Source organism: Paenibacillus polygoni, assembly GCF_030263935.1.
Lineage (GTDB): Bacteria > Bacillota > Bacilli > Paenibacillales > Paenibacillaceae > Paenibacillus > Paenibacillus polygoni.
The window spans coordinates 2,958,667-2,984,525 of record NZ_CP127162.1; the positions used below are offsets into that span (position 1 = coordinate 2,958,667).

Here is a 25,859-nt window from a genome sequence, read left to right on the forward strand (position 1 = left end):
TATCACCATTGGGTAATGGTGTCTAATGTAAAACCATTTCACGATTACATAGTGTATGGTGATCTAATCGGGGCTTGTTTATTCTATTTTTTATACGATATCAAGTGGAACCTTATTCATAGGTGCGGGAAAAGCCTCATCCAGTTGTTTAAGATCTTCCGCTGACAACATTACTTCATATACGAATGCATTTTCCTTAACATGCTTTTCACTCGAAGATTTAGGCAGCGAAAGGACATTACCCGAGCGGAGTGTCCAGGCTAATAGTAATTGATATGGACTAATTCCGTGTTTTTCGGCTACTTTTATCACCGTCTCGTGCTGCACTAACTCTTTTCTAAGACTTCCTCCTTGAGCTAAAGGAGAATAAGCCATGATTGGCATCTGATGTTCTTCTTGCCACGGTAATAAATCGACTTCAATTCCTCTCGATCCCAGGTGATACAGCACCTGATTTACCATGCATCGATTTCCTTTATCCAGCTGTATTAATTCTTCCATGTCGTCCTTATCCAGGTTCGATACACCCCAGCGGTCAATCTTTCCTTCCTCAACGAGTCGCTGCATTCCTTGGATGGTTTCTGCAAGCGGAATGTCGCCTCTCCAGTGTAATAAATAAAGATCCAGGTGATCTGTTTTTAGTCTTCTAAGGCTTTGTTCACAGCTTGTAATAATTCGGTTTTTTCCTGCATTATGGGGGTATACTTTAGATACAAGAAAAACTTCATCTCTGATCCCGTGAATCGCTTCACCTACCAGTTCCTCTGATAAACCTTCACCATACATTTCGGCGGTGTCAATCACTTTCATCCCGAGTTCTACACCCAGCCGGAGTGCTGCTATTTCCTCCATTCTTTTGCTTGGGTCGTCTCCAATATGCCATGTTCCTTGTCCAATTGCCGGGAGCTTCGTTCCATCTGGAAGTGTAACGGTAGGTTGTTTAATCATATTCTTCATCCCTTCTTAATCCACTATTATGATGTGTTCATTTGCCTTTCTTCGGTTCGGGGTATAAGATAATTTGTTGAATAGCATGGGTTACTGTACATTAACCTAAAATTTGTGCGTTATATCCTTCTATTTCAAAGTTTTAACAATAAAGAAAGGTATGAACTCTTATGATCCACATTTTAGTTGCTGATGATGACGTACATATCCGGGAACTGGTCCATTTTTATCTATCTGCAGAAGGATATACCGTATACGAAGCGGCTGATGGAACGATGGCTTCCTCGCTTCTATCTACGGAACAAATTCATCTCGCCGTCGTTGACATTATGATGCCTGGCAAAGATGGGTATGAGTTGGTTGAGGAAATTCGCAAGTATTATGATATCCCTGTCATTTTGCTGACTGCGAAAGATCAACTCATTGATAAGGAAAAAGGATATGCGCTAGGAACAGATGATTATGTAACCAAACCTTTTGAGCCAAAAGAACTTATTTTTCGTATCAAAGCACTGTTACGACGTTACCGAATGGTTAATTCTCAAAAGATTACACTCGGAAGAACGATCATTGATCGAGACAGCTATGAAGTGTACTGTGATGATCAGTTATTAATGCTTCCGATGAAAGAATTCGAGTTATTATCCCAGCTCGCCAGCTACCCAGACCGAATCTATTCCAGAGAAGAATTAATTCATCTCGTATGGGGAGCCGACTTCAAGGGAGATGATCGTACAATTGATGTACATATTAAACGTCTTAGAGAGCGATTCCAACATCGAAGCGATGATTTTGTTATAAAAACAATTCGCGGTATTGGGTATAAACTGGAGGTCTGCTCAAGGTGAAAACACTGTATCTTCGTATTGTACTTACGACTGCCTTGGTCATGCTGCTCAGCAGCCTGCTGGCTTTTGTCATCTCTAATACGTACTACCAGTATAATTTGAAGCCTTATAACGATGAAAAGATGACAGACATGACAAACGATATCATTCAGTTCTATAAAGAGAACCCGGAAGTGAACTTACCTGCTTATCTTAACAGCATCGGAGATTTAGGGTATCAAATCTATCTAGCCGACTCACCGGACCAAGGAACTTTTTATGGCGGAGATTTTCGTAAGAAAAATTTAGATTCAGACGTTATTCGCCAGGTGCTCGGCGGACAAGTATATCACGGCATTGCCGACTTTCCTGCAAAATTATTTATTACTGGTTTTTTTGACAATTCACTCAGCAACTCGATTGGGATGCCTATTACTGTTAACGGAAAGACGCACGCTCTTTTTGTTCGCCCTAATGTAGAGCTGCAGTTCGGAGAACTTCGTATTTTCTTTGCCTTACTTCTCGTTCTGACAACACTAATCAGCATTATACTTGTCTTCATTAGCACGAGATATATTGTGAAGCCCGTCACTCGCTTAACGGAAGCAACCAAACAAATTGCCAAAGGCAATTATCATATTAAGTTACATGCTCGAAGACGAGATGAGATCGGTATGCTGGCTAATCATTTTTCACAGATGGCAAAAAGCTTAGAACAACTTGAATCCATGCGGCAAGAGTTTGTCTCGAACGTTTCTCATGAAATCCAATCCCCTCTTACTTCAATCCAAGGATTCTCTGAGCGCTTGAAATCAAATCAGTTAACAGAAGAGGAACGGTTGCATTACCTTGATATTATTTCTTCCGAGAGCCGAAGACTATCTCAATTAAGTAAACAACTGCTCACTCTAGCCTCACTGGATAAAGAGGAATCCATCATTGATAAGCAGCTTTATTCTGCCAAAGATCAGATTAAACAGGTTGTGTATATGTTGGAATGGAACTGGCGGGAAAAAGAAATTGCTTTAGATCTACAGCTCTCTTCCGCAGAGGTCTATGCGGATCCAAAATGGATGCATCAAGTATGGGTTAATCTAATTACAAACAGTATTAAGTTCACTGAGCCCGGAGGAACCATTCGAATTCGGCTTGTAGAGAAAGATAACCATCATTTGATCGAAATTGAAGACACCGGCATAGGGATCAAAGAAGAAGATCTTCCTTATATCTTCAATCGATTCTATAAAACCGATAAAGTTCGAAATCGCAGCGAAGGCAGCAGTGGTCTTGGACTCGCGATAGTAAAACGAATTATGGATATGCACGATGGACAAATTACGGTTCATAGTGAACTAGGAAAAGGTACATGCATTCAAATATGGATCCCGATCTCCTCCCCTGATTGAAAACCTGGGGGGGTTTTTTATATGTTCCATTTGTAATATGCTGTTCATCCTCCGTTCATATTTCAACCTGATACTTAAGCAGTGGGTGAGAAATTAAAAATATAGAAAAGCTTAAGGAATGGGGTTGAAACGTATGTTTTTAGCTTTACGAGAAATGAAACACGCCAAATTACGCTATCTGCTGATCGGTCTCATTATGGTTCTCATTGCATGGCTCGTCTTGTTCGTTACGGGTCTTGCCAAGGGTCTCAGTAATGACAACGTATCGTCGCTGCAAAATATGGACGCTGATTACATTGTTATGCAGAATGAATCCGAACTCAAACTGAATCGTTCTTTGTTATCGAGTGAAACATTGGACCAAGTAAGATCCATTACTGGGGATGAAGGGGCTACACCTCTTGGTCTGCAGATGAGTACATTAACCAAAGAAGGGACAAGCACCAAAATTGATGCTTCCTTTTTTGCTATTGATACGGACAGCTTTATCGCTCCGACCGTTGTAGAAGGTTCAATGATCGACAATAAAACGGCGGACGAAGTGGTCGCTGATATTTCTCTGAAGGAGGAAGGATTTGCGGTTGGCGACCGAATCCAGGATCAATCCTCTGGAAAGTCGTTCACCATAATCGGTTTTACAGAAGGACAATCCTACAGCCATACTCCGGTTCTTCACATGAATATGGCAGGATGGTTTGCACTTCATGATGCGGATCCGGATAGTGAGATTTACCATTTTAGCGCGATCGCTTTAAAAACAACAGATGCCATTGCGGACGAAGTCAGTCAGATCAGTGACATTGAAGTCATCGCCAAGGATGACACGTTAGCTGGAATTCCTGGGTATAAAGAAGAAAGCGGCTCGCTTCTCATGATGATTGCCTTCTTATTTGTCATTGCTGCCTTTGTTCTGGCCGTGTTCTTCTACGTGATTACGATTCAAAAGATGAATCAATTCGGTGTACTCAAAGCCATCGGCGCAAAAAACAGTTACCTGGTGCGTAATGTGATGTCCCAAATTTTAATAATTACGATTGTCAGTCTCGCCTTGAGCATCCTGCTAACTTATGGTGTCGCAGCTATTCTTCCTGCAAGTATGCCATTTGACCTGAGTCCATCACTAGTTGCTCTATGTTCGATTCTGTTTATCGTAGTATCTATCCTTGGTTCTCTACTGTCCGTGTACCGAGTTGCTAAAATTGATGCGATCGAAGCTATAGGGAGGGCTGCTTAATGAACACAGCAAATCTTAAATTACAACTAGAAAATATTACAAAAACATTTGGTGACGGCGACTCTTCTATTAAAGTACTGAAGAATGTAACCTTGAATGTAAAGGCCGGTGAATTTGTTGCCCTAGTCGGTCCATCCGGTTCCGGGAAAAGCACCTTTCTCTCCGTTGCTGGTGCACTGCTTGCGCCTTCCAGTGGACGTATAGTCATTGGTGGACAAGATCTGAGTCAATTCTCAGAGAAGCAAATGAATGAAATACGTCTTGATAAAATCGGATTTGTATTTCAATCGGCCAATCTCATCCCTTATCTGACGGTAAAGGATCAGCTCCTTTTAATCGCTGAACTGTCTGGTAAGAAAGGAAAACAAGCAAACCAGAAAGCCGATGAGATGTTAAGTAGACTTGGGCTAAGTCACCGCGCCCATGCTTATCCGGAAAATCTCTCGGGCGGTGAACGTCAGCGTGTTGCGATTGCTAGAGCCTGGATGAATGACCCAGAAATTCTGCTGGCCGATGAACCAACAGCAAGTCTTGATTCTGAACGGGGCCGGGCCGTCGTGGAAATGCTCTCACAAGAAGTAAAAGAAAGAAACAAAGCGGCAATCATGGTTACACATGATACCCGGATGCTCGATCTCTGTGATCGGGTCGTATATATGGAAGATGGCGTACTCACGGAACAGCCTGTATTCCAGCACTAAATGATGAAAAGCAGCAGCCTTACTAATAGGCTCGCTGCTTTTTTTGATATCTACTCTTCAACTTCCTTAGGTTCTACTTTTTAACGTCCTTAGGTGTCTGCTCGAACATTCAGTACATGTCCGTATATTCGATTATTGGATATTATAGGTGTAATATAATGAGGAAAGATAATACCATTTCTTGAAAGGGATTTAACTTATGAGTATAGATTATGAATATAAACAACCTAAAACTTTACTAAATAAGGGCACTGGCTTCCTGGCTGGATACTCCCATTCCCTTAACCCATATACGGGCTGTACGTTTGGCTGTTCCTATTGTTACGTTCGTAAAATGCCCGTTTCTTTATTCCGAGGAAAAGAATGGGGAACCTGGGTAGACATAAAGAAAGAAAGTGCTGCACTACTGACAAAAGAACTGATCAGAGAAAAGAAAAAGGGTGCGGTTACGATCTTTATGTCTTCAAGTACGGACCCCTATCAACCTGCCGAATACAAAGAAGAAATCACGCGTTCTTTGCTTGAAGTTATGACAGAGGTTCAGCCCGATTTTCTGCTGGTACAAACCCGAAGTCCGCTCGTAAAAAGAGATATTGATCTTCTACAAAAACTGAGTAATCGGGTCCGGGTAAGTATGACTGTGGAAACCGATCTTGATGAGATTCGCTCCCATTTCTCTCCCTCTGCCCCACCTATTCAGGCTCGTATACAAACACTTCGCAAGCTGCGCGAAGCTGGAATTCCTACACAAGTTGCCATCGCACCCGTACTGCCTAGCAGTGAAGCATTTCCCGAACTCCTTCGTCCGGTCGTAGATTTAGTATGCATTGATGATTTTTTCATGGGAGATGGAGCCCATGGAAGACGAACGCAGCAACTAGGCATACGAGATAAATACGAAGAACTAAGATATAGTGACTGGTATCATCCGGAAGCATATCAAGTGGTGGCTCGCCGGATGCGTGAAGTCTATCCCGAACAGCAGGTCCGGATCAGTCAGGAAGGATTTGCTCCTTTCTAATCTGCTAGAGATGATGTTTTCTAGCTAGACCCGCAGAAGTATTCTATTATTTATAAACAAAGACCATGAGAGGAGTATCTTCTCATGGTCTTTGTCTTAATAGATATTCAGTTTACATCCTTAATAATTAGACTGACTCTTTCAATTCCGCTTCACTTGACTGTGCACGTTCCGATCCCATGAAGAACACGATAACAACAGCAATCGCAATCGGGATAATGGCGATCTGGAATACATGTGTGATGGAATCCGACATCGCTTGCGTAATTTTACTTAGAACCTCAGGCGGAATTTGTGCACGACCTTGGGGAGTGAAGATTTCTCTCGTGTCCATATCTCCAGCAAAACCGCTGCTCGCTCCGCCAAAAGCTTCTGTTAGACGTCTAGTGAAAGTATGTGTCTGCAGCGTACCAAAGATGGTAAGACCTACTGTCATCCCGAACGAACGCAAGAAAGAATTCGTCGAGTTCGCCGTTCCGCGGAAGCGCGGGGAAAGTTTGTTGATGGAAGCCGTTGGCAACAGTGAAAAGGAGAACCCAACACCAAAACCAGCAATAAACATGTATAACGTTAAGATGATTCTTGAAGTCTCAGGTGTCATCGTTGACAGTAAAATCATACCTGCCAGGAAACTAAATACAGACAAAATCATCAGCGAACGAAAACGGATTTTTGTCTGTGTAATCCCGCTGATCATACTGCCGATTACTGTCCCGATGACCATCGGCATCAGTACAACCCCAGCGTTCGTTGCTGAACCGCCGTATACAGCTTGTACAAAGATCGGAATGAACACCGAAAGAATGATAAATGTTCCACCATAGATAAAGGCAAGCGCTTGTGAAGTGGCAAACAAACGTTTCTTAAACATCCAGAAGGGAATAATCGGTTCTTCTGCTTTGATCTCAACAAATATGAAGATGATAAAAGATACAGCTGCGATTACAAGCAAGGAGATAATTAAAGCAGAATCCCATGCATATTTGCCACCGCCAAGCTCCAGTGCAAACATAAGGCATACGATTGCCAAAACAAGTGTAAATGCCCCTGCCCAGTCAATTTTCTGCTTCTGATGTTCCAATGTTTCTTTATAATATTTAGCTATGAAGAAGATCGATAACGCACCAATCGGAAGGTTTACATAGAAAATCCAGTGCCAACTTAAGGAATCCGTCAAAAACGCACCTAATAGCGGACCTACCACACTTGATAATCCAAACACGGCACCTAACATCCCTGTCATTTTTCCACGTTTTTCAACAGGGAACAAATCAAAGATTATGGTAAATGCGATAGGCATCAGTGCTCCGCCGCCAATCCCTTGGATGACCCGAAACGCGATAAGCTGTCCCATCGTCTGAGATAATCCGCAAAGGGCTGAACCAATAATAAACACAGTTAATCCAAATAGAAAAAACCGCTTTCTTCCATACATGTCAGACAGTTTACCGTATATCGGCATACCTGCCATCATCGCCACCATATAAGCTGCAGTAACCCAAATAAACTGGTCGTAGTTACCCAAATCACCTACAATGGTACCCATAGCTGTAGCTACAATGGTGTTGTCAATAGCCGAAGCAAAAATTCCAAGCAAAAGTCCAATGGTTACAAACGAGGCAGCTCGATTCTTTTTCATTTTCTCATCTCCAATTTATAAAACTGTTAAGTATATATGAAATAATCATAAAAGATTATTATTCACTTTCTTCCTCGTCCTGTAGTTCCCTTAGCTGCTCTTCAAGCCAAGAAATCTCTGAACGTATGAAATGTGCCCGGTGAAGTAACGTCCTCTGAATGCTTTTGCGTTCCTTCTCAGTAAATATGGGATTTCTTTTAACTACTTTCATTCCAAGATCACAATGTTCTTGAAGAAAACACAAGTACTGACGATAGTCCTCATAGATCCGTTCTTGCAGCTCCTTAGAAACATGGTGAAGATTTGCAAATTTGATATCAAAATAATCTTTTGCATCGGAATTATACGATGTTTTCTCGTCCATTAATCGAAAAAACTGCTCTTTACCCGCTTCTGTAATACAATAAACCTTCCTATTACCATCTTTCCCTGACATTTGAATGAACTTCTCTTTTTCAAGTCTTTGAATAAGCGGATACAGCACTCCCCAACTAACTTGTCTTACCGGACCTATAATTCTGGACAGGATATGATGAAGTAGGTATCCATGCATAGGTCTATCCATTAACTCTCCCAGAACAAATAGTTCATACAAAATACATACCCTCCTTTTCTTATTTTGGAGTACACTTCCGTTCAAATATATCGTTATGATATAAGCCTATATTATAATATATCGCAGCGATATAAAAATCAATATCACAATGAACATAAAAAAACTGAAGTGCACCCTGTCAAGTAGACAGATAAAAAAACAAAATTATAAATATTCAATCCCCTCGGTTATCAAAGCTGAGGGGATTATTTTTTCTTAGTTATGCTGCTTGTCGATATTCGTTAGGGGATAAGCCGTTAAGTCGTTCGGTGTATCGAAAATTATTGTAATAATGGATATAAGTTCTTACACTACGAAGGAGACTGTCGTATGTATCGTATTTCTCCAGATAAAAGCTTTCTGTTTTAAAGGTACCCCAGAATCGCTCAATAGGTTGGTTGTCCAAACACCGACTTACACGAGACATACTTGTTCTAAACTTGTATTTCTTTTGAAGTCGTTGGTATTCATGTGAGGTGTATTGAAAACCTCTATCACTGTGCAAGAGTGGCTTAGCACCTGGGTTCCTTTTGTAAGCTTTCTTTACTGTATTCATAACGAGTTCATTGTTATTGGAATGGCTGAGTACCCATGACACCACGGAGTTGTCATATCCGTCAATAATGGCACTCAAATAGGCCTTACGGCCATTTCCGTACTTTAATTCTGTTACATCGGTGCACCACTTTTGGTTAGGGGCATCCGCTTGGAATTTTCGGTTCATGACATTCTCTGCAATATGAAGGGCTGGAGCTTTCACGTAATTTGGCCGCTTTTTGCGAATCACTGCCCTTAGTTCAAGGGCGCGCATGATACGGTAATAGCGTTTACGGTTGTAGCCTTTTTTTAGTTTGCGATTTAACTGAATACGCATTTGGCGATAACCGAGTATCCCTTTTCGTTTGTCATAGCGACACTTGACTTCCTTGGCGAGTTTAAGATTTTCGAGTTCCCTGGTGGATGGCGTCCATTTCAGCCACTTATAATAGGCAGATCGGGCGATTCCTGCGAGCTCACAGAGCTTGGTGAGTGCATATCCCTTTTCGCCATGCAGTTCCTTAATCGCTTGATAGATGTCTGCATGCCGAACGTAGGTTAGTGTGTATTTCTTCGCCGGATCTCTGCCAACTTTTTTGCGAGTGCATTCTCCATTTCAAGGTACTCATTACGCGCTTCGAGTTCCTTAATCCGAAGCTTTAATCTTTCCTGTTCATCTAGCTCCTCTAGCGGTTTTTTACGACCTCGGAGGTCTTTTAACCCTTCGTGACCATTCGTTTGATATTTACGAACCCAGGTGTAGACTTGCTGATAAGAGACATCGTACTTGTCGATGGCTTTCTGGTAATCTAAATCATGGGCGATGGTGAATTGTGCAATTTCAATACGTTCTTCGTAAGTCGTTTTCCGTCCTTTATTCATATGAGGGGATCCCATCCTTTTCGGAGTTGGTTTCATTTTCGCCCCTTCAGTATACTTGGAAATCCAGCTCTCTAACACAGATTTACTCGAAATATGGTACTTTTTCACCACTGATCGTACAGAGTGTTCACCAGAAAGTGCATCTTGTATCGCCGCCAGTCGTAACTCTTTGGAGTAAGCTTTCCAACCTTTCGATTTTTTTAAACCTTCCACTCCACCTGCTTGATATTTTCTTATCCATTCGGTAACCGTGCTTTTATGGATCCCCAGTTGTTTTGCCTCGTAGTTGGGATTGGATTCATGCTGCAGGCAACGTCTTACAACCTGAATCTTAATTTCATATGGAATTGGGCTTCTTTTAGACATTACAAAAACTCCCATCATGATAGAGGTAGAAGTTTTGTTTTTTCTACTGTCTACTATGATGGGAGCGTATCAAACAGATCGGCCTTTATTTATTTTATTGTTTAAGAAGGATACCCAGTTCAACTATTTTCTCTTGATCCGGAGCTTCTTGTATACTCCTAATCTTTTCTTTAAGTTTATCTGTATCTTTTATAGTTTGATCATTTCCTATTTTCTCTTGTATGAGAAATGCTAAATTGAAGCTTATTTTCATATCAGAGTAATACGATAAAGTATCAATGATGGATGCCGAATTTAAAAGAGAAGTATTCGGAATTTTCCCCTCTTCTAATTGAGAAGCAAAGAAAGTAAGCTCACTGCTTATTCTTTGATTGAGATTGGTCTGAAATATATGTTGTTCATTTTTATGTGACTGATAGAGAAACATATTTAGAAATAAAGATCCAATAAGTAATATCAATAACGCTGGAATGTACTTTGTTTTTTTCATATCGATCCTTCTTTTATCACTTGATTTGGTTAAGATTATGAATATTTAAACAGACGGCACATGTATAAACCAATTACAGGTTACGAACTTACACTGTTCGCTATGTTTTCAGGAATAACGGCTAGCTGATGAAGTATTTTCTGACTGGAGTCATTAAGACCTATCAAGGTAACTTCATTATGACTCTCTGCATATTTAAGTCTAATTTTATCAATCGCTCCTACAGCCGAATCATCCCAAATATGAGAATCTGAAAAATCAATAACGATATGCTGTTCTTGAACCGATGTATCGAACGCTTTTTCAAAACTTTGGGTGGAAGCAAAGAACAATTGTCCTTTTACATAAAACACTTGCTTATTCTCTTTCTTCTCACTTGTTACGGTAAGTTTAGAAATCTTGGCAACAAAGAAGATGGAACTCAGTAGGACACCAGCAATGACACCTTTCGATAAATCATGAGTTGCTACCACGATGATCACCGTCATAAGCATGACAAATGCATCTCCTCGTGGAGCTTTTTTCAAATAACGAAAGGAAGTCCAGTCAAAAGTGCCCACACATACCATGATCATAATTCCCGCTAATACCGGCATGGGCATAAGGACAACAAAATCGCCAAGAACTAGAATGAGGAACATTAAGAAAAGTCCAGCTACGAGGGTAGATAACCTGCTTCTGCCTCCTGATTTCACGTTAATGACCGATTGACCAATCATCGCACACCCTGCCATACCGCCAAAGAATCCGTTGATGAAGTTCGCGATGCCTTGTCCTCTTGCTTCTCTGTTCTTATCACTTTCTGTATCCGTCATATCATCAATAATAGAAGAAGTCAGCAGGGACTCTAATAAACCGACAAGTGCCAGCGCAAAGGAATAAGGTAAAATGATCTGCAGCGTATGTAGCGTCAGAGGAACATTAGGAATCAATAAATTGGGAAGAGTTTTTGTAATTGTGCCCATATCTCCTACCGTTTGAAGGTGTACACCCGCTACTGTAGAAACAATCGTAAGGACAACAATCGCAATTAAAGGAGCCGGGACCACTTTTACAAACCTTGGAACGAAGATGAGTATCAATAATGTAATTCCTAGAAAAACAAAGGTCATGGGTGATTTTCCTAAAAAATAGGGGACCTGCGCCATAAAGATAAGAATAGCGAGGGAATTGACAAAACCGATCATTACCGCCCTCGGTATAAATTTCATTAGGCGAGCAACCTTGAAAGTACCTAATAGAAACTGAATAACACCGGTTAATATCGTAGCCGCAATCATATACTCAATCCCATGATCTCTTACAAGCGGGGCGAGCACGAGTGCCATAGCTCCGGTTGCAGCTGAAATCATAGCCGGTCTTCCTCCTGCAAACGAAATAATAATGGCTATACAGAAAGATGCATAAAGACCTACCATCGGACTCACACCTGCGATCAGGGAAAAAGCAATCGCTTCTGGGATCAGCGCCAGCGCAACGACCATACCTGATAATATATCTGCCCGTACATTAAAAAACCAGTTGCGTTTTAACCGTTCAACCAACTTAACTCCACACCTTTTCATTATGATATAAATCATGTAGTATTTTTCCATGAGTGTATCACGAATCGTTCCTAAATGGAACCTTTTTGATACTCTGAAGTATGTTATGATTACGAGTAAAAGTATAGTTTAGGAGAAAAACCTATGCGCATCGGATATATGAGACCCTATCAGGATGACAAGGAACTGAGCATGCAGACTCGCGCTTTGGATCCGTTGTCCTGTGATAAAATTGTTATAGAAGAACATGCATCCGCTAAAAGAAGATATGAACTTGAACAATTAATGAATGAACTCAGCAAAGGCGATATCGTTGTTGTATACAAATTGTTTGCACTTGCCGATTCGACCAGGCATCTTGTAGAACTACTACAAAAGCTGGAAGAGAAACAAGCTCATCTCTACTCATATGCTGAAGGCATTGATACGAGTAAATCCGAAGGGTATCCTTTTCCTGAAATCGTCAAACATCTAGTGGATTTTCAGAGTGATGTCATTAGTGAAAAGACGAAAAAAGGACTTTATGAAGCAAAGCAGAAAGGCAATCACCCAGGGCGGCCTCGTAAAGCGGATGATAATGTTAAAAGAGCGATTGTTATGTATCAGAGTAATAAGTATAGTCTCGCCCAGATTCGCGAGGAAACGGGGATCAGTAAATCGACGCTGTACCGTTACTTGGACTCTGAAAATTAATAATTTGAGGATGAATCAAATTTAGGTACAGGAAACAAGAAAAAGAGCAATTCAGCCTTAACGCACAGGCAGAAAAGCTCTTTTTTCAATCGATCATTCCCTATTTATTAAGAGTACTACTTACTCAATCTTCAGCTTCTGTGTCCAGGTTTTCCCTCCGTCTTTGGTCAGATAAATAGCCCCATCTGAACTGGTATCCGCCATCCAGCCTATTTTCCCATCAACAAAATCAATATCGTTTTCGAAACCGGTGATCGGCGGCATGTTAGTCCAAGTTTGGCCTCCATTATCGGAGCGTCCTACTCCAATCTTCTCACCTGCCGGGGAGAATCCCCCAAGGTAAACGATGCCTTGTGCGATCGATAGGTTTCCAGGATGACCACCCGGAGAAGCGGGTCCTTCTAGCACCATACCTGCTGAATTCCCAGGTGCTTCACCTCCGCCTGCTGTATTTTGGCTGATTACTTTCGTCCAGCTTTCTCCGTTATTTTTTGAAGAGTACAGCGCATACGATTGTTGGGACATTCCCGTTCCACCGTTAAGTCTAATCCACACTTGATTTCTATCTGCCGCAATTTCCCCGCCGCTAATATCTTTTGAAGGGACGGATAAAATAGAGCGCCAGTTCTTGCCTCCATCTGTTGTTTTGTGAATCTTGTATCCGAAGCCAGGAACCACGACAAGTGCATATCCATTCTGCTCATCTGTGAAATCAGCATATCTCGTATTCGCTGGTGTTTTTATTTTCGTCCAGTGGTGTCCGCCATCTGCTGTTTTGTAGGTAAATGCCCGAGAGTAACCAAAACCTATGTTTTTGTTCTTAAAAGAGATCCGTTCCAGATTCATAGATCCCGTTATTATTTTGGTCAGTGTTGTGCCGCCGTCTTTCGTATAGAGCAGAGCATTCGGACCATTCACCGCGGATTTCGCGAGCATCCAACCGGTTGTGTTATTAATGAAATCCAGCTGTGTGAATTGCCATGTCCCTGTATAGATCGATTGCCAATCGTTACCGGAGTTTGAAGTACCAATCATAAACCCGTTTCCAGCAGCTCTCCCGGTAGTACCGCCCAAGAACTGAATATCACGAATCTGAAAATAATCCGAGCCTGCCGGCTTGTTACCAAACAACTCATTCGCTGATCGAGGCGCTGCCTCTGCTGGAATTACACCCGCTACTAATGCGGCGCTCATTGCAAGTGCTGCTATTCCTTTTGTAAATTTTTTTATTTTCATTGACCGTGCCTCCTGTCTTCTTGACGGATTTTTGTCTACATGTTTTCCTATATGATCTACTTAAACCATATGCGCATATGTAATCATATTCATATAAGAGTGAACTCATAAAAACAGACGAACCTTTGGTGGTTCGCCTGAGTTCTATCAGCTAAAATGAACTATCTTCTTTGCCCTGGTTCACGCTTCTATCTATTTTGTGATCCGAAATGATCCCGTACTTAGGGCAACCAGTTCATGGTCACGATCTAACACTCGTGATTCGGTCGTTAGCGATCGGCCGGTTTCATGAACTATTTTTGCGGTAACGGTAAGCGGGCCTTTTTTCGCGGGTTTAACGAAATGCACATTCAGGTTACTGGTCACTGAAGCTTCTCCAGGACGCCTTACCATGACCGCAATTCCCATTGCGTTATCCATCAGCGAAGAAAGTACACCCCCATGAACAATTCCCATGAGATTCAAATGGTGCGGCTTCGTATCAAGCGTAACCACCACTTCACCCTTTTGAATAGCTGTAAGCTCACATCCCAGGTATCCCCAAAACGTGTGTTCCGCTGCCTTCGTCAATGACTCAAGATACTGCTTTCCTTCCATGCTCTCCATCAAAAAGAGCCTCCTTCTCTATCCGAGCAGGCCGCAAACTTTCAACCTGCCGGAGTTTCTTCCTCTTCCTCAAGTAATTTACGACGCAACACTTTACCTACAAGGGTCTTCGGGAGTGATTCACGGAATACATAGTGTTTAGGCACTTTATAAGCTGCAAGCTGGGAACGACAAAACCGTTCTATATCTTTTGGATCAGGCGCCTTTCCATCCTTAAGGACAATATAGGCTTTCACTGTTTCACCGCGGTATGCGTCTTTTATTCCTATTACAACAGCCTCTTTTACTGCTGGATGTTCGTAAAGAACTTCTTCAATTTCACGCGGATAAATATTGAATCCGCTTGCAATAATCATATCTTTTTTCCGGTCAATAATCGAAAAGTAGCCTTCCTCATCCATAGTTGCCATGTCACCGGTAAATAACCACCCGTTTCGAATCGTATCAAAGGTTTCCTCTGGTCTATTCCAATATCCCTTCATCACCTGCGGTCCTTTGACAATGAGTTCCCCTGCTTCCCCCGGCAGAACTTCTTCACCTGTTGCTGGATTCACCACTTTCGCTTCGGTGTCAGGAACCGGGATACCAATTGTTCCTATCTTTCTTCTCCCCCATATCGGGTTTACATGCGTTACAGGCGAAGTTTCGGTAAGTCCGTAACCTTCGATTAATTTTCCTTTTGTCAGCTCCTCAAAACGATCTTGCACTTCAAGCGGAAGCGCAGACGAGCCGCTGATACAGGCATTAATCGAAGATAAGTCGTACTCTTTTATCTTAGGATGATTAATAAGGGCAATATACATCGTCGGTGCTCCTGGAAAAAGGGTTGGTTTTTTCTTATCGATGATTTTGAGAAGGGAATTTGGATCGAATTTAGGTATGAGGATCAGCATTCCTGCACGGTAGACCCCTTGGCTGAGAAGCGTAGTAAGCCCAAACACATGAAAACAAGGCAGTACAGCTAAATATCGTTCTTTGCCATTCTCCACTTGATAACACCAATTGGCGGATTGGATCGTGTTTGCGATGAGATTCGTGTGGGTTAACATGACCCCTTTTGGAACACCTGTCGTCCCGCCAGTGTACTGTAATAATGCTAAATCATGGTCTGCATTGACCTTTTCACAGCAAGGTGTATCGTCCGCTGAAGCAAGAAGTGCGGTAAACGAATGGACCGATCGGCTGTATTCAATTTGTGGCAGCGGTCCTTGTTTTTTTGCGGCGAAGGGATACAGTATTTTTTTGATAAAAGGCAAGTAATCAGGGATCGCCGTAACAATCGTATGCTCAATCATCGTCTCCTCAGCAACATTCTGAACTTTTGAATAAAATTGATCCAAGGTAATCATGATCTTCGTCCCTGAATCCTGCAATTGATATGCCAGTTCCCGCTCTACATAGAGCGGATTCGTCATGACCACGATGCCCCCTGCAAGGAGAGTTCCATAATAGGCAATTACAACCTGGGGACAATTGGGCAGCATAATAGCCACCCGATCCCCCTTCTTAAGTCTTTTGCTTTTCAGCGCGTTTGCCATACGGTAAGCAGACTCCAGCAGCTTTTTATAACGAATGGTCTTTCCCATAAAATACATGGCCGGCCGGTTCGGATACTGCTGTGAAGAGCTGATCAAAAACTGCGCCAGATTCTGCTTCGGATAATCAAAACTAGGGGCCACTTCGGTCGGGTAATACGGAAGCCAGGGCTTTGCATTCATCGAATATCAATCCTTTCCTCTCGGAATGCTTCCTGCTGACCTACTCCTCATCCAAAACGATTTTATATCTAGCAAAGATGATGCGCAGTTATACGGTATAACGTTCGTTTGTTACCACCCTAGCGGCAATGCTGCGTTTCAGTGCTACCTTGTCTACGGGACTTAATTTTGTTAGTTTTTTCAGCACAGATAACTGCATCCGAAGCAGATCACCGGATTCAAGCGAAGTCAGTGTTTCCTTGGCGGCAGCTTCTGCTCTTTGCAGCGCTTCATAAGCATACACTTTCGTCATCTCCACCATGTTCAAGACTTTTTCTTCAGATACGCGGGTTAGTTGTTTCTTTGTACGAAGCAGCGTACTCTCCAGTGCAAACACATCAATCAAAATATCCGCTAGGTTGGATAAAGTCTCTTGTTCTTTCTCTAGGCTGGTACCTAGTTTCTGCACGGCAAAGCCGCCTGTGAGCAGGAATATTTTCTTCACTATATCCAGAATGTGTTCCTCTTGTCCGAGCACCCCTTCATATTCCTGAGCCGGAACCATTTGCAGCAGTTCACCTTGCAGCCCTTGTGCTTTTTGCAGAAGAGCGATTTCCCCTTTTAACGCTTTTTTCACTAAGGTACCAGGTATAAGGAGCCGGTTAATTTCATTCGTTCCTTCAAAAATTCGATTAATACGAGAATCTCGGTAGATTCGTTCAATTTTATATTCCTGAATGTATCCATACCCTCCATGAATCTGGACTCCTTCATCTGCAATAAAATCGAGACCTTCTGAAGAAAACACTTTATTAATCGAGCATTCAATAGCATAATCCGATATTGCGTTTGCGGAGTGAGCACCTGCATCCGGATGATTGTAATCAATGTCTGCGAGCGCTTCATCCAGCAGCCCCGCTGTACGGTATACCATACTTTCCATCACAAACGTAATAATATTCATTTCAGCCAGTTTTTTACGTATAAGCGGGAAGCTCGAGATCGGTGTTTCAAATTGTTTGCGCGTATTCGCATACTTGGCACTGAGTTCTATCGATTCTTTCGACGCACCCACAGTACCTGCCGCAAGTTTATACCGACCGATGTTAAGAATATTAAAAGCAATTCGGTGACCTTTTCCTATCTCTCCGAGTACATTTTCTTTTGGGACTTTCACATCTTCAAAAAAGAGCGGACGTGTAGAGGAACTTTTGATTCCCATTTTCTTTTCCTCCGGCCCGATCGTAAATCCTTCCATCTCTTTCTCTACAATAAAAGCAGTGAAATGTTCTCCCTGCACCTTCGCATAGACAATGAAAATATCGGCAAATCCCGCATTCGTGATATATAGTTTTGATCCATTTAAAATATAGTGCTCCCCATCCTCTGAGAGCCGAGCTGTTGTCTTTGCAGCCAGGGCATCTGAACCAGACGTTGGTTCGGTCAGACAGTATGCAGCGATTTTCGCTCCGCTTGCTAAGTCGGGTAAATATTTATGCTTCTGCTCCGCTGTACCAAAGTAAACGATGGGCAGCGTCCCGATTCCTACGTGAGCTCCAAAGGAAAGGGCAAACCCTGAACTTTTGGAAAAATACTCGGTAATGATCGTTGAGCTTACTTTATCAAGACCAATTCCTCCAAACATCTCAGGAACATCTGCTCCAAGAAGTCCAAGCTCTCCCGCTTTTTGAAGCAGCTCTACAGTCAGCTCATAATTTAGTTTCTCTAGTTCCTCATCTTTAGGAATGACTTCGCCATCAATAAAATCACGAACCGTTTCTCCAATCATCCGGTGTTCTTCGGTAAAATCCTCGGGGGTTACGATGCGATTCACATCTACGTTATCGATGATAAAACTTCCGCCTTTAATTTTTGGTTCTTTGGTTTGGTTATCGCTCATTTGGGTGGTAGCTCCTTCCAGGAGGGGATTTGTGGTGAATCAGCGTGGTGCTTTGAATGCGGATCCATTGAGCATCGTTAGGTGGTGCTTCGAATGCGGATCCATTGAGCATCGTAAGGTGGTGTTTCGAATGCGGATCGGTGGGCATCGTTAGGTGATGCTTCGAATGCGGATCATCCTTACGATCGCTGTTGAATCTGGATTTCTTGGATGGAACTCGGGTAAGGTTGAAATCCAGATTCAAAGACGAGCGCTTCGCTTCTTCAGGACGATTCCGCTTTCTACGCAAGCAGGGTTGGATAATGCTTACAAGATATACTGCTCCTACACAAATTTGGTGTAGGCAAGGGCGAGTTTCAAGGTTTCTCCCCTTGAAACTGCCCTGGGTAAAGTGACCTACTTAGTGCGAGTGCAAGAACGAGTACGAATGTGAGTGTGAGTGCGAATGCAAGTGCGAGTATGAGTGCAAGTGCGAACGTTAGTGTGAGTATAAGTTCGAGTGTAAGTTCTAGTGCAAGAACGAGTACGAATGTGAGGTGAGTGCGAATGCAAGTACAAGTGCGAGTATGAGTGCAAGTGAGAGTGTGAGTGTGAGTAAAAGTGCAAGTGCGAGTATGAGTGTAGGTATGAGTAATGAGGTAATAAGAATCAGCTTGGGCTCGTTTCGCTTCCAGTTTTGCTTCCAGCGCGAATTTTTAAGCTCTATACCGGCTCACTGCATCCTAATCTAAGGAAGTAACCCTTAGACTGGGATGTTAGACATGAAAGCGGGTACGCGAGTAGCATTCAGTAACTCGTAAAACAGTTCGGTAATTTATAAGACAGTTTAGTAATTCGTAATACTGTTCAGTAATTCGTAAGATAGTTCAGTAATTCGTAAGACAGTTCAGTAATTCGTAAGACAGTTCAGTAATTCGTAAGACATTTTGGGAACTCATGAGGTAATTCAGTTCTCATGGTTCAGTACTCGTTAAACAGTCCATTTTTATCACTGCAGCATTCTATTAGAGGATATTAGGTAGGTGAAATCCAGGTTCATAAAGGGAACGCTTGCTTCCCCAGAATGATTCCGCCTTCTATGCAAGCAGATTAGAGCGGGTGAAATCAAGTGATAGGATGTAAATGCATTTCTCGGCAATTTGTTTCAAAACATTGTCTGCATATGCTATGTCTATCAGTGTCTTATATTTTTTCAGTAAGATATGTCATTTTGTGACTCAATAACCCATACTGAACTGTTTCTGTGCATGGACTTCAAACACCCCGGCAGCTCCCATCCCTCCGCCGATACACATACTTACTACTCCGTAACCTCCTCCCCGCCTAGCTAGTTCGGAGATCAAGCTAACCGTAAGTTTGGCGCCTGTACAGCCTAGTGGGTGACCCAGGGCTATTGCCCCTCCGTTCACATTCACCTTGTTCTCATCAAGTTCTAAGGCTCGGATAATATGAAGGCATTGCGATGCAAAAGCTTCATTGATTTCATAGAGGTTTACATCGTCTTTTTCGATTCCTGCCATTTTAAGCGCCTTGGGAATCGCTTCGACGGGACCTACTCCCATCACCTCCGGTTCCACCCCGGCAAGGGCAAATGAACGAAAAGTAGCAAGCGGTGTAAGTCCAAGTTCCTGCGCTTTTTCCCGGCTCATCACTGCAACAGCCGCAGCTCCGTCACTGGTCTGAGAAGCATTCCCTGCCGTTACCGTACCTTTGATGGAAAATGCAGGTCTGAGACGACCGAGTCCTTCCATTGAAGTATCTTCACGTACTCCTTCATCGGTATCAAATGTGAACGTACGGCTCCGCACTCTTCCTTGTTCGTCTACTGAAGTGGCGGCTGCAGTGACAGGCACGATTTCTTCTCGGAATTTACCTAACGCGATCGCTGCTGCAGCTTTGCGGTGACTTTCTACTGCAAAGGCATCCTGCGCTTCGCGATCCACACCGAATCTTCGTGCAACTTCTTCCGCCGTATGCCCCATGCCCATGTACACTTCCGGCATATCTTCCACAATTCGGTGGTGAGGAGCAGGCTTGAATCCAGTCATGGGTACATGACTCATGCTCTCCACACCACCAGCAATGATCACATCTGCGTGCCCAAGCATAATGCGCTCTGCTGCAAAAGAAATGGCTTGTAAGCCAGAAGAACAGAAGCGATTGACCGTCAGCGCAGGAACCGTAACCGGGTACCCTGCATATAGCGAAATAATTCTTGCTACATTTAAACCTTGCTCACCCTCTGGCATTGCACAGCCAAGGATAATATCGTCCACATCTTCTTTTTGCAGTCCCGGTGCACGGTTAATAACGGCTTCGAGTACCGCTTTTCCTAAATCCTCTACTCTCGTCTGCGCGAGACTCCCCTTCTTCGCTTTCCCGATCGCAGTCCGAGCCAGCGATACAATCACGGCTTCTCTCATGATTTTCACCTCATCTTTTGGATTAAAAGACTAGTTGAATCAATTTCATAACCCATTAAAATGATGAATTTGTAACTATATATAGAAAAACAAAACCGTTTTTATCTATATAATGCCCTGATTAAAGCAACTAGGTAGTATGAAATGGATTCAGTTACGCAGCGGTTTTCCTTTGGACAACATGTGCTGCATACGCTGCTGTGTTTTCACTTCTCCAAGCAGGCTGAGAAAAGCTTCCCGTTCCAGATCAAGCAAATATTGTTCACTAACCACTGTTCCTTGCGCCACATCTCCTCCGGTCAGAACGTGTGCTAATTTCCTTGCAATCAGATAATCATGATCACTAATATACCCGCTGTTTTTTAATCCAAGGGCCCCCACTTGCAGAACCGCGCGGCCGTCTCTTCCCGCTACTCTTGCTTTAGCAGGTAGGTTTGGCTGGTAGCCTGCCCGCTCCATTTCAAGCACCGCTTGTTTTGCTTCGTATATACGGAAATCTTGATTCATAACGACACTGTCATGACGGCGACCATACATACGAAGTGCTTCATGACCACTCGTTGATGTTTTCGCCATAGCAATCATTTCAAAAATACGGTTTAACTCAGGCTGAAGATCTGAATCAGGATCTCTATAACGGTCACTTGTCATGAGTGCCAGTTCTTTACAACCGCCGCCCGCAGGAATGAGTCCTACACCGGTCTCGACTAATCCAAAGTAAGATTCTGCGGAGAAAATAATGCGATCTGCTGGAAGACAAGCCTCCACACCGCCGCCGAGGGTCATTCGGTGAGGTGCTGCCACAACCGGTTTTTCAAGTCCTTTTAATTTCATCATACTGCCTTGGAATAAACGGATGATATCATCCACTTCATCCCAGTCACCGCTTTGTGCTTCCATCAGCATGAGCATGAGATTTGCGCCCACACAGAAGTTACGCCCTTCATTCGCAATAACAAGGCCGCGATAATTATTTCTCACTTCCTCGGCACTTTGCTGGATCATGACTAGAATATCTGCACCAATCGCATTGTTCGGCGAAGTAAACTCCAGACAAGCGACGTCATCTCCAAGATCAATCAGGTTCGCACCCGAGTTTTGGCGAATGACCTTGTTCTGTGCCTTTAAGCTTTGAAGAGAGATCACTTCTGGCTGTATTTCGACTTCTTTGTAAGCTCCTTTGTAAAAGTGGAATACAGCTCCGTCTTTTTGCTCATAGAAAGACCTGTTGCCCGCAGCTATCCATTCTTTCACCCACGCTGGGACGACAAGACCTTCTGCTTCCATCCGCTGTACGGATTCGGGTAATCCAATCAAATCCCAAGTTTCAAAGGGTCCAAGCTCCCAGTTAAAGCCCCATTTCATTGCATTATCGATATCTTCAATGGAATCTGCAATTTCCCCCAGTTTTTCAGCAGAATAGACTAGTACTTGTTTAAGCACATTCCAAGCCAGCTCCGAATAACGATCCTTCGCACCAAGGAATGCTTTTATTTTCTTCTTTGACCCTTTTACCGCTTTTGCAGCTTCAATGGAAGCAGATCTAACTTTTGCGCTTGGATTATAGTTCATCGTGGACAGATCAAGTGAGAGTATCTTGCTGCCCTCTTCCCCTTTCACTTTTTTATAGAAACCTTGCCCGCCCTTTTCTCCAATCCAACCTTGTGCTACCAATTCATTTAGGACATCAGGTACAGTGAAAATGTCTTTCTCCGGTCCGGCTGGAACGCTGTCATATACATTCTGAGCAACATGAACAAACGTATCGATGCCGACAAGATCCAGGGTGCGGAAGGTCGCGCTTTTCGGCCTGCCGAGAACAGGTCCTGTCGCTGCATCTACTTCTTCTACGGTATAGTTGTTCTCTTGCATTTCATGTAAAGTAACGAGCAGTCCATATGTGCCAATTCGGTTAGATATAAAATTAGGTGTATCTTTTGCTAGGACAACCCCTTTGCCAAGCCTTTTTGTACAGAAATCTGCCATAAATGCGGTGATCTGCGGATCCGTATCGTATCCTGGAATGATCTCTAGCAGCTTCATATGTCTAGGAGGGTTGAAGAAATGAGTTCCAATAAAGTTTCTGCGGAAATTTACGCTGCAGTCCTCCACCATCGCATTAACTGAGATTCCCGAAGTGTTGGTACTTACGATCGTTCCTTCCTTCACCACTTCTTCAATCTGTTTTAGGATGGATTTCTTTATCTCAAGCTTTTCCGTCACCACTTCGATAATCCAGTCCACATCTTTCAGTAGATGGAAATGATCTGTTATATTCCCCGGTGTAATTCGCTCTACAAAATCTGCCGCATAAAGCGGGGCCGAACTCGATTTAGGAAGAGCTGCAATTGCTTTTGTCGCCAGCTTATTTCTAAACTTAGGGTCCCCAAGGCTTAACCCTGCTTTTTCATCTTCTGCGCTTGGCGACTTTGGAACAACATCAAGCAATAAACAAGGAATGCCTGCATTGGCCAGATGGGCTGCAATACCCGACCCCATAACACCGGACCCGATCACGGCGGCTTTTGAAATCGTCCTAGAAGCAGTTTTGTGAGCCGTATCTTTTGCTAACGTTTTATTCATTTCACTACGACCTCCCGTTGGCGAGTTTCTTTTTCTTTTCTTCCAAACACAGACTCCTCCAAAATCTCAGCAATATCCCGAGTTTTCACTTGCTCTTCTACTTCTTGCAGCTTCGTACCATCTTCCAGCATCGTCAGGCAGTAAGGACAAGCGGAACTAATCATCGTTGGCGATACCGCAAGGGCTTGCTCTGTTCGGGCTAGATTCACCCGTTTTCCTTCATCCTCTTCCATCCACATCTGCCCCCCGCCGGCACCGCAGCACATTCCATTTTCACGAGTTCGCTCCATTTCAAGCAGTGTTATGCCCGGGATCGCCCTCAGTACATCACGCGGCTGATCATATACATCGTTGTACCGACCAAGATAACAAGAATCGTGATACGTAATCTTTTCTTCCACCGTATGTTTCGGAGAGAGTCTTCCTTCTTTCACAAGTTGGTCCAGGAGCTGCGTATGGTGCAGTACTTCTGCCTTTAGCCCAAAATCAGGGTATTCGTTCTTAAAAATGTTAAAAGTGTGCGGACAAGCGGTGACGATCTTATGGACACCATATTTGTTAAAAATCTCGATATTCTCAGCACATAATTGCTGGAACAGAAATTCGTTACCCATTCGGCGCGGTGTGTCGCCTGAATTTTTTTCTTCGTTACCCAGAATAGCGAAGTTCACGCCTGCTTCATTCATCAAGCGAACAAACGCACGGGTTATTTTCCGGCTGCGATTATCATAGGAACCCATCGAACCTACAAAAAATAAATATTCGAAGGTCGGATTCTCTTTCACGGTCGGAATCTGAAGATGAAGGGTATCTTCCGGATCGATTTCTTTTACCCATTTACTGCGATCAGCCCGGCTGATGCCCCAAGGATTCCCTTGACGCTCAATGTTCTGCATCGCTCTTTGTCCTTCTTGCGGCACACTGCCTTCCATAAGAACAAGATGTCTGCGCAGATCAACAATTTTGTCTACATGTTCATTGGAAACGGGGCACTGATCTTCGCAATTACGGCAAGTCGTACAAGCCCATATTTCTTCTTCTGTCATCACTCCGCCAATAAGCTGAACATCACTGACATTTACACCTTCCACCTGATGCCATGCTTTCTTCTGAGCTGCCATCGTAGGACGAATATCAGTAATACCTTCTCCCTTCCACTCCGTGAGTTCGTGCTTTGTTTCATCCACCCTATAAACTCCCGAGTATCCAAATACGCCAGCCGGTACCCAAGGGGATTTGGAAGTGAGCAGAGCTCCTTTTTCCGTCAAATGATCTCTCAGTTTCACGATCATGTGCATGGGCGACAACATCTTTCCTGTACTTGCTGCAGGACAGACATTCGTACAGCGTCCACATTCAACGCATGCATAGAAATCAAGCATTTGTTTCTGAGTGAAATCTTCGATTTTACCTACACCGTAGGATTCAGCTTCTTCATCATCGAGGTCTAATGCGGTTAGTTTTCCTGGGGCATTTGTTCTGCGAAATAAAATATTGATAGGGGCTGTTATGAGATGAAAGTGTTTGGATTGAGGAACATATAGCAGGAATGACAGCAAGATTAGGAGATGCAGCCACCAGCTTACATAGTATAGTGCGCTTATTGCCATGTCAGGCATCCAGCTTACAGCAGCCGCAAGACTTGATGAGATCGGAGCCAGTGGAGATGATGCCCCTCCTTCTCTTACTCTTTCGAATGCCATGGTAAATAGTACAGATATCATAAGCGCAGTAATGAAGATGACGACAATACTAGGTTTAAATCCACGTTTTAACCGGTCCAGCTTCTCCCCATATCTGCGGTATGCGGCGTATGCGATAGCCAGAAGAATGAGGACAACAGTAATCTCCTGTATGAGAATAAATCCTTCATAACCCGGAATCGGAAGCTGATGACCACTTAGACCTTTCCATATAATATCCAGAGCGCCAAACTGTAAAATAATAAAACCGTAAAAGACAACAAAGTGCATAATGCCGCTTCTTGGATCTTTAAAAAGTTTCGTTTGACCAAATACCTGAACGGCAAAGGCGCGTAATCGTTCGTTCACATCTCGCCTGAGGTCAGCCGGTTTTCCTAAACGAATATACAGATACCGATGATACACGACTCTTAGGAACAGATATACCGCCAGACCAGTAACGAGGAAAAAGAGCAGCGCATTTCCGATTTGCAAGATCATCCTCATCAGCCCCTTGTATCTTCATTCTTTACCTAGAATCCTTCTCTTTACCGTTTTCTACGATGTGTCACTCCCTTCTATATTTCTCACCAAGTCAAGACTAGGGAAACTTACATATGAAGCGCTTTCATCTAATGTATAAAAAAGAGACCTCCATACTCCGTTTGACTGTATTACAACATGGATTCGTCAAATAACGTGAATGATGAACGTCTCTATTCTCTATAAAGTAGATGTATTTGCCGCATATTTAGTATTTGTTAACCCGTCGTTGACAATGATCAGAACGTATTCTATGATGATCAAAAGAAACTGAATGAGTATTCATTCATAAATTTAATTGTAGTC

The 25,859-nt window shown here is 43.1% G+C and carries 20 protein-coding genes; 6 read left to right on the top strand and 14 right to left on the bottom strand.

Annotated features, from left to right (window positions below):
• Window positions 1–90 precede the first annotated feature (90 nt).
• Window positions 91–957 carry an aldo/keto reductase gene (locus tag QPK24_RS14155; RefSeq protein WP_285742121.1) on the bottom strand — a complete coding sequence of 289 codons (867 nt, stop codon included), beginning with the start codon at window positions 955–957 and terminating at the stop codon, window positions 91–93.
• Between the two features lie 161 nt (window positions 958–1,118).
• Between QPK24_RS14155 and QPK24_RS14160 the strand changes: the two genes are divergently transcribed.
• The 5 genes from QPK24_RS14160 (at window position 1,119) to QPK24_RS14180 (ending at window position 6,137) form a co-directional block, all read left to right on the top strand.
• Window positions 1,119–1,796, top strand: a complete 678-nt coding sequence (locus QPK24_RS14160; RefSeq protein ID WP_285742123.1) for a response regulator transcription factor — start codon at window positions 1,119–1,121, stop codon at window positions 1,794–1,796.
• Window positions 1,793–3,181, top strand: coding sequence for a sensor histidine kinase (locus tag QPK24_RS14165; protein WP_285742125.1), 1,389 nt, complete (start codon window positions 1,793–1,795; stop codon window positions 3,179–3,181). Before QPK24_RS14160 ends, QPK24_RS14165 begins: the two co-directional genes overlap by 4 nt.
• Before the next feature lie 133 nt (window positions 3,182–3,314).
• On the top strand, window positions 3,315–4,415 hold the full coding sequence (locus QPK24_RS14170; protein ID WP_285742127.1) for an ABC transporter permease: 1,101 nt from the start codon (window positions 3,315–3,317) through the stop codon (window positions 4,413–4,415).
• On the top strand, window positions 4,415–5,116 hold the full coding sequence (locus QPK24_RS14175) for an ABC transporter ATP-binding protein (protein WP_191799674.1): 702 nt from the start codon (window positions 4,415–4,417) through the stop codon (window positions 5,114–5,116). Before QPK24_RS14170 ends, QPK24_RS14175 begins: the two co-directional genes overlap by 1 nt.
• Before the next feature lie 199 nt (window positions 5,117–5,315).
• Window positions 5,316–6,137, top strand: a complete 822-nt coding sequence (locus tag QPK24_RS14180; RefSeq protein WP_285742131.1) for an SPL family radical SAM protein — start codon at window positions 5,316–5,318, stop codon at window positions 6,135–6,137.
• A 127-nt stretch (window positions 6,138–6,264) separates the two neighbouring features.
• On the opposite strand, the gene QPK24_RS14185 is transcribed toward QPK24_RS14180, so the two are convergent.
• From QPK24_RS14185 to QPK24_RS14210, 6 genes are all read right to left on the bottom strand, one after another.
• Window positions 6,265–7,776: an MDR family MFS transporter gene (locus tag QPK24_RS14185; protein ID WP_213531542.1), complete on the bottom strand. Its 1,512-nt coding sequence runs from the start codon at window positions 7,774–7,776 to the stop codon at window positions 6,265–6,267.
• A gap of 58 nt (window positions 7,777–7,834) precedes the next feature.
• Window positions 7,835–8,371, bottom strand: coding sequence for a PadR family transcriptional regulator (locus QPK24_RS14190; protein ID WP_213531541.1), 537 nt, complete (start codon window positions 8,369–8,371; stop codon window positions 7,835–7,837).
• Window positions 8,372–8,591: 220 nt separating this feature from the next.
• The gene (locus QPK24_RS14195; protein ID WP_320416924.1) at window positions 8,592–9,446 is read right to left on the bottom strand and encodes an IS3 family transposase; all 855 of its coding nucleotides are present in this window, start codon (window positions 9,444–9,446) and stop codon (window positions 8,592–8,594) included.
• Window positions 9,447–9,466: 20 nt separating this feature from the next.
• Complete coding sequence (locus tag QPK24_RS14200; RefSeq protein ID WP_285742137.1) at window positions 9,467–10,156, bottom strand: helix-turn-helix domain-containing protein; 690 nt, start codon at window positions 10,154–10,156, stop codon at window positions 9,467–9,469.
• A 94-nt stretch (window positions 10,157–10,250) separates the two neighbouring features.
• Window positions 10,251–10,646 carry a hypothetical protein gene (locus QPK24_RS14205; protein WP_213531539.1) on the bottom strand — a complete coding sequence of 132 codons (396 nt, stop codon included), beginning with the start codon at window positions 10,644–10,646 and terminating at the stop codon, window positions 10,251–10,253.
• A gap of 80 nt (window positions 10,647–10,726) precedes the next feature.
• Complete coding sequence (locus QPK24_RS14210; protein WP_285742141.1) at window positions 10,727–12,190, bottom strand: SulP family inorganic anion transporter; 1,464 nt, start codon at window positions 12,188–12,190, stop codon at window positions 10,727–10,729.
• A 144-nt stretch (window positions 12,191–12,334) separates the two neighbouring features.
• Between QPK24_RS14210 and QPK24_RS14215 the strand changes: the two genes are divergently transcribed.
• Window positions 12,335–12,883: a recombinase family protein gene (locus QPK24_RS14215; RefSeq protein WP_285742143.1), complete on the top strand. Its 549-nt coding sequence runs from the start codon at window positions 12,335–12,337 to the stop codon at window positions 12,881–12,883.
• Between the two features lie 120 nt (window positions 12,884–13,003).
• Here the strand turns inward: QPK24_RS14215 and QPK24_RS14220 are convergent, their stop codons facing one another.
• The 7 genes from QPK24_RS14220 to QPK24_RS14250 all read right to left on the bottom strand — a co-directional run bounded on the left by QPK24_RS14220 (window position 13,004) and on the right by QPK24_RS14250 (window position 25,511).
• Window positions 13,004–14,119, bottom strand: coding sequence for a WD40/YVTN/BNR-like repeat-containing protein (locus QPK24_RS14220; protein ID WP_285742145.1), 1,116 nt, complete (start codon window positions 14,117–14,119; stop codon window positions 13,004–13,006).
• Between the two features lie 192 nt (window positions 14,120–14,311).
• The gene (locus tag QPK24_RS14225) at window positions 14,312–14,725 is read right to left on the bottom strand and encodes a PaaI family thioesterase (protein ID WP_285742147.1); all 414 of its coding nucleotides are present in this window, start codon (window positions 14,723–14,725) and stop codon (window positions 14,312–14,314) included.
• A 41-nt stretch (window positions 14,726–14,766) separates the two neighbouring features.
• Window positions 14,767–16,443, bottom strand: a complete 1,677-nt coding sequence (locus tag QPK24_RS14230; protein ID WP_285742150.1) for a long-chain-fatty-acid--CoA ligase — start codon at window positions 16,441–16,443, stop codon at window positions 14,767–14,769.
• A gap of 88 nt (window positions 16,444–16,531) precedes the next feature.
• Entirely contained in the window at window positions 16,532–18,322 is a 1,791-nt protein-coding gene (locus QPK24_RS14235; protein ID WP_285742152.1) for an acyl-CoA dehydrogenase family protein, read from the bottom strand.
• A 1,217-nt stretch (window positions 18,323–19,539) separates the two neighbouring features.
• On the bottom strand, window positions 19,540–20,745 hold the full coding sequence (locus QPK24_RS14240; protein ID WP_285742154.1) for an acetyl-CoA C-acyltransferase: 1,206 nt from the start codon (window positions 20,743–20,745) through the stop codon (window positions 19,540–19,542).
• Between the two features lie 150 nt (window positions 20,746–20,895).
• On the bottom strand, window positions 20,896–23,328 hold the full coding sequence (locus tag QPK24_RS14245; RefSeq protein ID WP_285742156.1) for a 3-hydroxyacyl-CoA dehydrogenase/enoyl-CoA hydratase family protein: 2,433 nt from the start codon (window positions 23,326–23,328) through the stop codon (window positions 20,896–20,898).
• Window positions 23,325–25,511 carry a (Fe-S)-binding protein gene (locus QPK24_RS14250; protein WP_285742158.1) on the bottom strand — a complete coding sequence of 729 codons (2,187 nt, stop codon included), beginning with the start codon at window positions 25,509–25,511 and terminating at the stop codon, window positions 23,325–23,327. The genes QPK24_RS14245 and QPK24_RS14250 overlap by 4 nt, the downstream gene beginning before the upstream one ends.
• Between the last annotated feature and the right edge of the window lie 348 nt (window positions 25,512–25,859).

Bases quoted from the DNA above. Each gene is read 5' to 3' on its own strand.
- QPK24_RS14215 (WP_285742143.1), top strand. From the start codon at position 12,335: ATGCGCATCGGATATATGAGACCCTATCAGGATGACAAGGAACTGAGC.
- QPK24_RS14175 (WP_191799674.1), top strand. From the start codon at position 4,415: ATGAACACAGCAAATCTTAAATTACAACTAGAAAATATTACAAAAACA.
- QPK24_RS14245 (WP_285742156.1), bottom strand. From the start codon at position 23,328: ATGAATAAAACGTTAGCAAAAGATACGGCTCACAAAACTGCTTCTAGG.
- QPK24_RS14185 (WP_213531542.1), bottom strand. From the start codon at position 7,776: ATGAAAAAGAATCGAGCTGCCTCGTTTGTAACCATTGGACTTTTGCTT.
- QPK24_RS14240 (WP_285742154.1), bottom strand. From the start codon at position 20,745: ATGAGAGAAGCCGTGATTGTATCGCTGGCTCGGACTGCGATCGGGAAA.
- QPK24_RS14160 (WP_285742123.1), top strand. From the start codon at position 1,119: ATGATCCACATTTTAGTTGCTGATGATGACGTACATATCCGGGAACTG.
- QPK24_RS14200 (WP_285742137.1), bottom strand. From the start codon at position 10,156: ATGTCTAAAAGAAGCCCAATTCCATATGAAATTAAGATTCAGGTTGTA.
- QPK24_RS14180 (WP_285742131.1), top strand. From the start codon at position 5,316: ATGAGTATAGATTATGAATATAAACAACCTAAAACTTTACTAAATAAG.
- QPK24_RS14225 (WP_285742147.1), bottom strand. From the start codon at position 14,725: ATGGAGAGCATGGAAGGAAAGCAGTATCTTGAGTCATTGACGAAGGCA.
- QPK24_RS14230 (WP_285742150.1), bottom strand. From the start codon at position 16,443: ATGAATGCAAAGCCCTGGCTTCCGTATTACCCGACCGAAGTGGCCCCT.
- QPK24_RS14155 (WP_285742121.1), bottom strand. From the start codon at position 957: ATGAAGAATATGATTAAACAACCTACCGTTACACTTCCAGATGGAACG.
- QPK24_RS14250 (WP_285742158.1), bottom strand. From the start codon at position 25,511: ATGATCTTGCAAATCGGAAATGCGCTGCTCTTTTTCCTCGTTACTGGT.
- QPK24_RS14220 (WP_285742145.1), bottom strand. From the start codon at position 14,119: ATGAAAATAAAAAAATTTACAAAAGGAATAGCAGCACTTGCAATGAGC.
- QPK24_RS14170 (WP_285742127.1), top strand. From the start codon at position 3,315: ATGTTTTTAGCTTTACGAGAAATGAAACACGCCAAATTACGCTATCTG.
- QPK24_RS14235 (WP_285742152.1), bottom strand. From the start codon at position 18,322: ATGAGCGATAACCAAACCAAAGAACCAAAAATTAAAGGCGGAAGTTTT.
- QPK24_RS14205 (WP_213531539.1), bottom strand. From the start codon at position 10,646: ATGAAAAAAACAAAGTACATTCCAGCGTTATTGATATTACTTATTGGA.